General features: G+C 35.8%; 6 protein-coding genes. All 6 read left to right on the forward strand.

All coding sequences use genetic code 11. The annotated features are described in order from the left end of the window. The first annotated feature begins 125 nt into the window (after positions 1-125). The 6 genes from BM201_RS02170 (at position 126) to BM201_RS02195 (ending at position 12,166) form a co-directional block, all read left to right on the forward strand. The gene (locus tag BM201_RS02170) at positions 126-2,498 is read left to right on the forward strand and encodes an ABC transporter permease (RefSeq protein ID WP_092539749.1); all 2,373 of its coding nucleotides are present in this window, start codon (positions 126-128) and stop codon (positions 2,496-2,498) included. A 4-nt stretch (positions 2,499-2,502) separates the two neighbouring features. Continuing rightward, the gene (locus BM201_RS02175; RefSeq protein WP_092539750.1) at positions 2,503-4,866 is read left to right on the forward strand and encodes an ABC transporter permease; all 2,364 of its coding nucleotides are present in this window, start codon (positions 2,503-2,505) and stop codon (positions 4,864-4,866) included. Between the two features lie 4 nt (positions 4,867-4,870). After that, positions 4,871-6,076, forward strand: coding sequence for an ABC transporter permease (locus BM201_RS02180; RefSeq protein WP_092539751.1), 1,206 nt, complete (start codon positions 4,871-4,873; stop codon positions 6,074-6,076). A gap of 176 nt (positions 6,077-6,252) precedes the next feature. Beyond that, entirely contained in the window at positions 6,253-7,296 is a 1,044-nt protein-coding gene (locus tag BM201_RS02185; protein WP_092539752.1) for an ABC transporter permease, read from the forward strand. A 2-nt stretch (positions 7,297-7,298) separates the two neighbouring features. Further along, entirely contained in the window at positions 7,299-9,725 is a 2,427-nt protein-coding gene (locus tag BM201_RS02190; RefSeq protein WP_092539753.1) for an ABC transporter permease, read from the forward strand. Between the two features lie 26 nt (positions 9,726-9,751). Then, positions 9,752-12,166 carry an ABC transporter permease gene (locus BM201_RS02195; RefSeq protein ID WP_092539754.1) on the forward strand — a complete coding sequence of 805 codons (2,415 nt, stop codon included), beginning with the start codon at positions 9,752-9,754 and terminating at the stop codon, positions 12,164-12,166. Positions 12,167-12,174: the final 8 nt, after the last annotated feature.

The raw sequence follows: 12,174 nt of genomic DNA on the forward strand, positions 1-12,174 counted from the left end.
ATTTTTCGGGGTCATTTATCAATCAAAAAATAAAATTCGGTTTTCTCTTATCATCAAAAGAGGAAATTTCAAGAATCATTTTTCAAAAAATTCAGAATACATCAATCATTATCTAAATAAAAAATATGTTCAAAATTCATCTAAAATCAGCCTGGAGAAACTTGTGTAAATCCAAGTTCTATAATGGCCTAAGTTTACTGGGGTTATCGCTGGGTCTTTGTGTTGCTATTTTTATCGCAGTATGGATTAATTCTGAATTAAGTTATAATGAAATTGGCGACGCTAAACGTATTTATAGAGTTTCCAGTATTCTAAGCAGTGGTGAAAATTCACAAACCTGGGGTGTCTCTGTAGGACCGGTTGCTTATTACGCAAAAAGAGAAGTTCCAGAAGTCGAAGATGCCATTAGACTTAGGGATTTTTATGGCTACCGAATTTTTAGCAGTTCTTCTAATAAATTTGAAGCCAGAGGCGGAGCGCTTGTAGATCCCGAATTTTTTAATTTTTTCGATTTAAAATTCATTGAAGGAGACGCTTCTTCTCCTTTTTCAGGAAATAATTCGGTAATCATTAGCAAAAAAGCAGCTCAAAAATATTTTGGAACTACGGAAGCTATTGGTAAAACTATCGCTGCCGATTATAAAGAACATTTTACCGTAACCGGTATTATTGAAAATCTTCCCAATAATTCGAGTTTAGATTACGAACTATTCTTCCCTATTTCTATTTTCTCTAATGAATATGATGGTAGCGGATATTGGGAATCTATGGATACAGATTGGGGAAACTTCAATTTCCTTACGTTTCTAAAATTAAAAAAGAATGCTTCCGCAGAAAAAGTAGTTCAGAAACTAACTAAAATTCAGAAAGCAAAAGACAGGAATGCAATCCAGTCTGAAACCAGAGATGCCTACTATTTACAACCCATCCAGCAAATAAACCTTTATAGTTACGGCGGAGAACCAACTCAAATTAAAACAGTACGCATCTTTGGGATCGTTCTGATACTTATACTGTGTATTGCCAGTATAAATTACATAAACCTAAATACCGCAAGATCGATACAAAGAGCCAAAGAGGTAAGTCTTCGCAAACTAATTGGTGCAGATAGAAAGCAACTTTTTATACAGTTTATTATTGAGTCGTGTATTTTCTTTTTATTAGCGATTGTCTTAGCGATGGGGCTAATCTATTTATTAGCCCCTTCTTTTAATTCGGTTTCAGGAAAAAATATTGATTTCAGTTTTCTTGACCCAGAGTTATGGAGAATGATTGGAGCGGTATTTATTTCAACATTAGTTGCTTCTTCTATTTATCCGGCAATTTTATTGTCTTCTTTTAAACCGCTGGAAGCCATCAAAGGAAATGTGATTACCGGTGTTGGCGCAGGTAGCTTTAGAAAAGTTTTGGTTTGTCTTCAGTTTTCATTTTCAGTAATTCTAATTATAAGCACCATAATTATTGGGAAACAACTGGATTTTATTACCAGTAAAAATCCCGGGTACGATCGCTCGCAAGTGTTTCATTTTTCTATGCCTGAAGAAATGCGATCGCATAAAGAAGCTATTGTAAATCAGATTAAGAATTTGCCCAATATCGCGTCGGTTTCCTTTAGCAACAGCAATATTATAAACAACGGAATGACTACCGGAGACACCAATTGGGACGGCAAAGATCCACAAAGTGATTTTATTGTAAACCCTATTGGTGTGGATGAAGATTTTATCCCGATGATGAAAATGCAACTTGTTGCCGGTGAAAATTTTAAAGGTCGCGCAAATGATTCTCTACATTTTATACTGAATGAAACTGCCGTAAAACAAGCGGGAATCAAAAACCCAATTGGTAAATCTTTTGAACTTTGGGAAACCAAAGGCATCATTGCCGGGGTTGTAAAGGATTTCAACTTTGCGTCGATGAAAAATAAAATTGAACCTGCCGTAATGTATTACGACCCCAATCCTTATCGTATTTACATTAAAACCACAGATGGTGATATTTCAGCAAGTATGGCTGCAATTGAAGAAATTTGGAACACCTACAATCCTGGCTTTCCTTTTAGTTATTCGTTTTTGGATAAGCAATACGAAACCATGTATTGCAATGATATTAGAACAGGAAAACTCTTCAGGATTTTCTCGATTTTGGCCATTTTCGTTTCATGCTTAGGCCTATTTGGGCTAAGCACCTATACCGCACAACTTAAAAACCGTGAAATAGGTATTCGTAAAGTTTTAGGAGCTTCAGTGGCGCAAATTACCTCACTACTTTCTAAAGACTTTTTAAAATTGATTGCTATTTCGTGCATTATCGCCATTCCTGTTGGCTGGTACTTAATGCAGTTCTGGCTACAAAATTTTGCTTACAAAACAAATCTCGACTGGTGGATTTTTGCCGGCGCAGGGATATTAACCTTACTTATCGCCTTGGTAACCGTAAGCTCACAGGCTATAAAAGCAGCACTTTCAAATCCGGTTAAAAACATCAAAACAGAATAAAGCCATGTTTAAAAACTACATCAAAATCGCTTGGCGAAATATCCTCAAAAATAAAGCTTTTAGCTTTCTCAATATTTTTGGTTTAGCCCTTGGTATGGCTGTTACCATGCTTATTCTTTTAATGGTTAATCATGAAAGGAGCATGGATACCTTTCATAAAGATTTAAATCAGCTTTATGTTTTAGGAAACAAAGGCAAGTGGAATGATAAAACCGAAGTCTGGTTCTATACTCCCAAACCCCTCGCCACTGCCATAAAAAACAACTTTCCTGAAATTGAAAAAGTCTCAAGGTTTTCAAATAGTAATGATCTACTTTTTAGCAAAGGAGAAAATAGTTTAATTCCTTCTGGAGCTTTTATAGATCCCGATTATTTAGAGATGTTCAGTTTTCCTTTAGTTGAAGGAAATTTAGCTACGGCTTTCAGCAACCCAATGAATATTGTTATTACTGAAGCAACGGCTAAAAAACTCTTCGGAAATAAAAAATCGATTATCGGAGAAACCATTCAGGTAAATAATGATCAGCTTCTAACTGTAGGTGGTGTTTTAAAAAATCTTCCTAAAAACACACAGTTTGATTTTGAATATTTACTTCCTTGGTCCTTACTTGAAAGAATAGGCGGAGACGATAATAACTGGAAAAACAATTCGGTTTTAACCTTCGCCAAATTATCTGAGAAAACAACTCCAGAAAATTTCAGTAATAAAGTTAAAGATATTGCTAAAACCAGCACCAATGGAAATAATGATAACGAGATCATCATTCATAAAATATCTGATTGGTGGTTGCGATCTAAATTCGAAAATGGAGAAATTGCTGGCGGGCGTATAGATACAGTTATACTCTTTACAGTTATTGCATTATTTATTCTCCTAATTGCATGTATCAACTTTATGAATCTTAGCACGGCTAGGAGTGAGAAACGAGCAAAAGAAATTGGTGTTAGAAAAGTTGCCGGCGCTAATAGAGGATCTCTTATATGGCAATTTATTTCAGAGTCTGTTTTAATAGCAGGGATTGCGGGCATAATCGCCACTGGCATTACAATCATTACCATTCCTTATTTTAACAGCCTTTTAAAGTACCCAATATCAGTAGATATTTTTAATTCTCAATTCTGGATATTTACACTGTCTATCATTTTAATTACTGGTTTCATCGCTGGTAGTTATCCGGCATTTCTTCTTTCTTCTTTTAAGCCAATAGCTATTCTAAAAGGAAAATTACAACAAGATAAATCTGGATTCAATATTCGAAAGTTTTTGGTAGTATTTCAATTTAGCATTGCAATAATTTTAATTATAAGCACTTTAATCATCAACAAGCAAATTCAGTATGGCAAGGATCGGGAGAATGGCTATGATAAAAATAACCTGGTATTTCTTTACGAAGAAGGAGACATTGCTAAGAATATAAATTCGATAAAAAACGATCTTCTCTCGCAAAATATAGCAGAATCTGTAACCAGAACTTTTTCGCCTCTTACAGAAGGATGGAGTAATTCATCTAGTATTGGTTGGGAGGGAAAAAATCCAGATGATAATACGATAATCGATCGTACTTATACCGACGGAAATCTAATAGAAACCGGTGGACTAAAACTTGTTAAAGGACGCGATATTGATCCAAAAAAATACCGAACAGATTCTACTGCCATGTTATTAAATGAAGCCGCAGTTAAAGCAATGGGCTTTGAAGATCCTATCGGGAAAATTATAAAGGATAACAATAGAAATTGGCATGTGGTAGGTGTTGTAAAGGACTTTATAATACGATCTCCTTTTGAACCTATTTCGCCTATGATCATTGGTGGTCCTGCAGGTAATTTAAGTACTATAAATATAAGGTACAATCTTAACCTAACGACGACCGATGCTCTTTCTAAAACTAAAGCGATATTTAAAAAATATAATTCAAACTATCCTTTTGAGTATCATTTTGTAGATGAAGATTATGCAAGCAAATTTGCTGAATCACAACGTACCGGAACGCTTTCAGCCATATTTGCCTTTTTTACCATATTTATTTCCTGTCTTGGTCTTTTAGGCTTAGCTGCATTCTTAGCTGAAAATCGAATTAAAGAGATTGGTATTCGAAAGGTTTTGGGAGCTTCAGTATTTTCTATTGTTCGATTGTTATCTAAAGACTTTTTAATATTAATTATCATCTCTTGCGTTGTGGCATTTCCAATTGCTTTTTGGGCTATGGATAACTTCCTTTCAGATTATAATTACAGAGTGAATTTAGGCTTAGATGTATTCTTTATTGCTGGTCTTGGAGCTATCGTACTTACATTACTAACCGTAAGCTCTCAGGCAATAAAAGCAGCGCTTTCAAATCCGGTTAAAAACATCAAAACAGAATAAAGCCATGTTTAAAAACTACATCAAAATCGCCTGGCGAAACATCTGGAAAAACAAGCTTTTTTCAGCAATAAACATCATTAGTCTGGCCATAGGATTAAGCGCCTCATTTGTGATCGGCCTTATGATCTATCATGAATTCTCTTTTGATAATTTTCATTCAAACCAGGATAGAATTTATAGAGTTTCTACACGATTTTTTGGCAAAGATCATTCTAATATTAATCGTGGTATAAACACGCCACTTACTAAAGTTTTAAAAGATGATTTTCCGGGAATTTCAAGTGCGACTTCACTTTACACGTACAGGCCTTATGAAGTAAAGGTTGGTGACAAAAAGTATAAGAATTCTGAAGGTGCTATTTTTACTGATAAAAATTACTTCGAAATCTTCCAATATCAGTTTCTGGCTGGCACAAAAGAATCTTTAAACGATCCTAACAAGATCATTCTTAGTAAGAATAAAGCTGAAAAGTATTTCCCGAATCTTTCCTACGATCAGGTTTTAGGAAAAACCATCACTTATGATGATTCTGCCACTGTTGAAGTTGCCGGAATTGTAGCCGATTTTAGCGAAAAAACCGACCTGATTTTTGACGAGTTTATCTCGCTGGATGCAGCCAAAAAAACCGATATGGACTGGGCTGTAAGCAACGAAAGTTGGACGAGTATAAGTTCTAGCTCACAACTTTTTGTTTTGCTTCATCCTAACACTGTAAAAAGTGAACTTCAGAATAAATTAGATGCGCTGGGTAAAGAGCACGAAGACAAAGAAGCAGCCGAAAGAGGAGATCATTTAGGTTTTAATCTTCAGGCTTTACCAGAAATGCATTTTAGCGAGTACGGTTTGTTCGATTATGGAAATAGCGCTGCAAATAAATCGGTTTTAACCTATTTATCATTTATTGCGCTATTCTTATTGCTTTTAGGCTGCATCAATTTTGTAAACTTAAATACCGCAGCAGCAACGCAACGCGCCAAAGAAATTGGAATTCGAAAAACCCTTGGAAGTTCTAAAAAGCAACTTATGTTTCAGTTTTTAGGCGAAACATTTTTGCTTACACTTATCTCTGGAATCCTGTCGATCGGGTTTGGTTATATGCTCTACAAGGTTTTTGCTGAATTTTTATCTCCAACATTCCAATATAGCTTAATACTTCAACCAGAAATTATTACTGGCATAATGCTACTCTTGCTAATTGTAAGTCTTTAGCAGGGGTTTACCCGGCAATTATCCTGTCGCAATTCAAACCCGTTTCAATTTTAAAGAGCAACATATTTTATAGAAAAGATAAAGGAGAACTCCGTAAGTTTTTAAGCTTTTTCCAATTCGGGATCGCCCAGATATTTATTATTGCGACGATTTTGGTTGGAAAGCAAATTCATTTTATGCTGAATAAAGATCTTGGCTTTAAGTCTAATGAAATTGCCTTTGTTGAATTTCCTTATCAAGATGAAAATATCGACAAAAGATATCTTTTAAGGAATGAATTAAAATCTAATCCAAAAATCAACAATCTCAGCTTGGCCAGCGCTGCGCCTTCTTCTTACACCATGTATGGCACCTTAATAACGTATGCTACTGAAAATGGAGAGGAAAAAACGCAGGCAGACGAGTTATTTGGCGACACCAATTATCTGGAACTTTATAATATTCCTTTGCTCGCCGGCCGCAAGCCTATTAACGACACTATTAATGAATTTGTAGCGAACCAAACTCTGGTAAAAAAATTAGGATATAGTAACCCAAAAGATATCATCAATCAGCGGGTTAATATTGGTGAAACTCCTTATACCATTGTTGGCGTAATGCAGGATTTTAATCAGGTATCTTTAAGGAGTGACATTAGACCAATGATTTTCACTACAGATATTAACAGAAAATGGCACACTCAGTTTAGTACCTTAAGTTTTAGCTTTAATCCTAACAATCTTAGTAGCGCTATTGCTGATGTTGAAAAACAATGGAAAAACATTTATCCTGAAGCAGATTTTGAGGTACAATTTGTAGATGAAACGCTAGCTTCTTTTTACCGCCAGGAACAACGTATTTCTAAATTATTACAATGGGCCATGGGGCTTAGTATTTTAATAAGTGCCTTAGGTTTATTTGGATTGGTAATCTATACGACAGAGCGAAAAACAAAAGAAATAGGAATCAGGAAAATACTTGGGGCTTCCTTAATGAGGCTTAATGCAACTTTGTGTAAAGATTTTATTATTCCGGTGGCGATTGCTGTCTTGGTAGCCATCCCAATAGCATTTTATCTTATCGATAACTGGTTGCAGGATTATGCATATAAAACCGAAATCAGTTGGTGGGTTTTCGCACTTAGCGCCATAGGAATGCTGATTTTCGCTGTTATTTTAATGAGTTTTAGAACCATCCAGACTGCCTTAAGAAATCCTGTAAAATCTCTAAGAACCGAATAGCCATGATCAAAAATCACATCAAAATTGCCTGGAGAAATCTACTTAAAAACAGTACCTATTCGTTAATCAATATTATTGGATTAACGATTGGATTAGCTGCCTGTCTTGCCGTGACCACTGTAGTGATTGATGAATCTTCTTATGATAGCTTTTGGACAAAAAAAGACCAGATTTTTAGAGTAAATACTATAAATACTCGTGATGGAGAACTTTTAGAAAAAGGAGATTATGCATTATCAGGAACTAATATCGCTTTAAAAGATTTCCCGGAAGTGGAGGCGATTACCACCATCGAACAATTTGACACCAATTTTAGTTTTAGAAATATTCAGGGTGAAGGCACAAAAACCAAAGTGATCTACACCAACCCTTCATTTTTAAAGATGTTTGATATTGAGATCACTTCAGGGAATCCTGAAAATTTGGTTGAAGGAACTTTAAATATTATCATTTCAGAATCCTTGGTAAAAAGATTTTTTAAGGGTAGAAATCCGGTTGGCGAAACCATCAAAGATCTTCCTTCTTACAGCAATGAGCCTAACGAGTATCTTATCACGGGGATTTTCAAAGATATTCCGGAAAATACACATCTAAGAGGGCAGGTGATATATCTGCATAAACCCAGAACAGAGGTGCTTAATAAGCAGCAGTTTGGTTTTTTTCAAACCTATTATGTAAGTCTGAAAAACGATGTGAATAAAACAAAGTTTGAGGCAAAATACAATAATTGGTATTCAAATTATACCGAAGCTAAACATCCAGATAAATTTGAGTTACAGCCTTTACAGGGTATTTATCTAAAATCTGATTTTGCTCGTAATCAAATCTATAAAGGAAGTACCCAAAAACTTTATATTTTGGGTGCGATAGCAATTTTATTATTGGTTATCGCCTGCATCAATTATGTAAACCTAACTACAGCCAGAACTTCTCACAAAATGCAGGAAACCGGGGTTAGAAAAGTTTTAGGAGCAGATCGGTTTCAGCTTATTTCCCAATATTTGGCAGAATCTGGATTGTTTTTTCTTATTTCTGGCATTCTGGCTTTTGTGATCTATCAGCTAAGTATACCTGGCATCGTAAGTTATATAGATCATCCTTTGGCACTAACTTTCACTAACTCTGCTTTATTATTTTTATGTGCAATTTTATCGATTTTCACCTTAAGTATTCTTACAGGTTTATATCCTGCACTGTTGATCTCAAGAATAAATCCTTTGGCTTCACTGCGTAAAAAATTTAGATCTAATGCTACAGGCCAAACTCAATTTGTAAGAAAAGGACTTGTGGTCTTTCAATTTTCAATTTCACTGGTTGTACTCATCGCTATGATCGTGGTAAACCAACAAGTAACACTTTTAAAATCTAAAGATATTGGGTTCGATGCTTCCAATCTTCTAAGCATTAAATATTCAACCTGGCAGAATAAAGGAGAGAGTTTTAAAAACGAATTACTTAAAAGCCCGTTTGTAGAAAATGCGAGTATTTCTTCCTGGATTCCATCTGGTGGAGGCGGAAGTATGAATCGAAGAATTGAAAGTCCGGACAATACTGGTGATGAAGTGGAGATCTGGTATATGTTCGCCGATACCGACCTAGCTGAAACTTTAGGTCTGGAAATTGAAAAAGGAAGATTTTTGAGCGATGATTTTGGCGGTGATGCCCTGCCACAAAGTTTTTATGTTGAAATGGATTCGGTCAAAAAAGCTGAGTTGGAGAAAAGACCATCTCTAATTACCGCTCAGGCTGCAAAACTTCTAAAAGTTGATCAATTAAATGTCGCTAATAAAGATTTGGAAGCAACGCCTGTTGGTATTGTGAGCAATTTCAATAATGAAAATCTTAGAACCAGCACAAAACCAATCGTAATTCAAGCTGATAAAAATCCAGATCGCGGAAGCCTACTCATGCGTATAAAACCTGGCTCTGAGGAAAAAGTTGTTGCCAAAATCAACGAATTATGGCAAGATTTTTTTCCTTACAAACTTCTGGAAATCAATAATGTTTCAGATCTGTTGCAAAAACAATATGAAGCTGAAACCAAACTTTTACAATTCTTCAGCTTCTTTAGTGTGCTGAGTTTATTCCTGGCGGCCTTAGGTGTTTTCGGATTGATCGTTCAGGTAACCGAACAGCGCGTAAAAGAAATAGGGATTCGAAAAGTGCTGGGCGCATCGGTACAATCTATTGTGATGCTATTCTCTAAAGACTTTTTAAAAACCATTGCTGTAGCACTTATTATCGCTATCCCAATTGGTTGGTATGCAATGCAGGAATGGCTTCAGGATTATGCGCATCGCATAGAAATAAAATGGTGGGTCTTTGGGCTTGCAGCTTCCGTAGTAATAGGTATCGCTATGTTAACTGTGGGAATTCAATCTGCTAAAAAAGCATTCATCAATCCCGCAAAAAGCTTAAAAACAGAATAATTCATTCAATCAAAAAACACATCATCATGTTTAAAAATCACATCAAAATAGCCTGGAGAAATCTTCTTAAGAATAAGTCTTCATTTTTTCTGAATTGCGGTGGTCTTGCTATCGGAATGGCCAGCTGTATTTTAATCGCGATCTATGTTTGGGATGAACTGAGTTACGATCGGTTTTATGATAATGCAGGTAATATTGCCCGGGTGGTGCTTCGTGGCAACGTTAATGGCGAAGAACTTAAAGAAGCAGTAGTGGCTGCTCCCATCGCCAAAACTTTTAAAGAAGATCTTCCGCAGGTAAAAGACGCTACACGATTAAGTAAAGTATATAATCCAGTAATTCGGTATAACAACACCTCTTTTGAAAATATAAAAGCAGCTTATGTAGATCCTAATTTCTTTGATGTTTTTAATCTTAAATTCCTTAAAGGAGATAAAAAATCACCCTTTGAAAATCCAAATAGTGTAGTGCTAACTTCCTCTGAAGCTAAAAAATATTTTGGCAACGAGAACCCAATAGGAAAACGCATTACGATTCCAGACTTAGAAGTAGATCTTGAAGTTACCGCTATCCTTCAGGATATGCCGCATAACACCCATCTACAAATGGATGTTTTTATTCCTATGCATCACAACGAGCGTGCAAATTCTAATTTATGGGTTACTTCTGGTTTTGCTACCTATTTACTTCTTGAACCTGAAACCCAACTTAGTGCTGTCGAAAATCAAATCCCGGCACTAATGAAAAAATATATGGGAGAACAGGTGCAGCAGGCTATTGGGATTTCTTATGAAGAATTTCAGAAGAATAACAACATAGGGCTATTTCTTCAGCCATTAACAGCTATTCATTTACACTCAGATTTTGCACCAAATACCGAGATTTCTGCTTCCGGAGATATTAAATACGTATATATTTTTAGTGCAATTGCCATTTTTATGCTTCTTATTGCCTGCATCAATTTTATGAATCTGGCTACAGCAACCGCTACAAAACGCAGTCGTGAAGTTGGGATTCGTAAAGTTTTAGGTTCAGCTAAAAAACAACTGGTCACTCAGTTTTTAACCGAATCTTTTATTACCACGCTTTTCGCCATCATACTCGCTGTTGGTTTGATCACCCTGGTTTTGCCCTACTTTAATAGCCTGGCAGGAAAAGAGCTGAAGTTGCTAAATTTAGTCAGTTTAAAAAGCGTTTTACTATTGCTGAGTTTCGTTGTTTTGGTGAGTCTTTTTTCAGGCGCTTATCCGGCCTTTGTGCTTTCTTCTTTTAAACCTTTACTGGCCATAAAAAACAAAATTTCAGCCTCTGGAAAACGAAATAATTTGCGCAGCAGCATGGTGGTGTTTCAGTTTGTGATCTCGGCATCGCTTATTCTTGCTACCATTGTTGTTTATAAGCAAATGCAATTTATTCAGCATAAAAAACTGGGCTACGATAAAGAACAGGTGATCGTACTTAGGGATGCGTACAGAATGGGCAGCACCAAAGTACAATCTTATAAAAAAGAACTGCTAAAAAACCCCAATATCGCCAGCGTTAGCCAGTCGGCTTATGTGCCTGCCGGGGAAACAGATGACCATTTGCGGGGTATTTTTAAGAATAATGAATATCTACGGAAGTTTTTCTTTTATGACGTCGATGAAGATTACATCGCAACCCTGGGATTAGAACTTATTGAAGGGCGAAATTTTTCTTCGGAATTAAAAAATGAAGCAAATAAGGCGATTATCAATGAAGAAGCCGCTAAAATCTTAGATCTGGGTGATCATCCTATCGGAAAAACCTTTAAACGTGCAGCAGATCCCGAAAATGAAGAGTTTACCGTGATTGGTGTTATTAAAAACTTTCATTTTAAATCTTTACATCACGAGATCGATCCTTTGGTTTTAGCCTATAATCCTTACGGCGGATTAATCTTAAAAACGAAAAATGCCAACATTGCTTCGGTCTTAAATTTTGCTGAAAAAAAATGGTCCAATTTCAACGAAAATGAAGATTTTTCGTATTCATTTTTAGACGAGGCATTTTCGCAAACCTATAGCAAGGAGCAACAAATGGGTACAATTCTTAGCATTTTTACCCTGCTAACCATATTTGTGGCCTGTCTTGGTTTATTTGGCCTAATCACTTTCGCAACAGAACAGCGCTTTAAAGAAATAGGAATTCGAAAAGTTCTAGGCGCCAATGTTAGCGAGATCGTAGGAATGCTCGCTAAAGACTTCATCAAATTGATCTTTATAGCCTTTCTAATTGCTTTCCCTATTGGCTACTATTTTATGCATCAATGGCTACAGGATTTTGCCTATAGAATAGATTTAAGCATTTGGCAATTTTTAATGGCCGCGATCATCACTTTGGCAATCGCATTAATCACTATAAGTTTTAAAAGTATAAAAGCCGCTTTGCGAAATCCCGTAAAAAGCCTAAGGACAGAATAAAACCTCAT

Origin of the sequence: Zunongwangia mangrovi, assembly GCF_900112105.1 — a bacterium.
GTDB classification, from domain to species: Bacteria; Bacteroidota; Bacteroidia; order Flavobacteriales; family Flavobacteriaceae; genus Zunongwangia; species Zunongwangia mangrovi.

Bases quoted from the DNA above. Each gene is read 5' to 3' on its own strand.
- BM201_RS02170 (WP_092539749.1), top strand. From the start codon at position 126: ATGTTCAAAATTCATCTAAAATCAGCCTGGAGAAACTTGTGTAAATCC.
- BM201_RS02175 (WP_092539750.1), top strand. From the start codon at position 2,503: ATGTTTAAAAACTACATCAAAATCGCTTGGCGAAATATCCTCAAAAAT.
- BM201_RS02180 (WP_092539751.1), top strand. From the start codon at position 4,871: ATGTTTAAAAACTACATCAAAATCGCCTGGCGAAACATCTGGAAAAAC.
- BM201_RS02185 (WP_092539752.1), top strand. From the start codon at position 6,253: ATGCTGAATAAAGATCTTGGCTTTAAGTCTAATGAAATTGCCTTTGTT.
- BM201_RS02190 (WP_092539753.1), top strand. From the start codon at position 7,299: ATGATCAAAAATCACATCAAAATTGCCTGGAGAAATCTACTTAAAAAC.
- BM201_RS02195 (WP_092539754.1), top strand. From the start codon at position 9,752: ATGTTTAAAAATCACATCAAAATAGCCTGGAGAAATCTTCTTAAGAAT.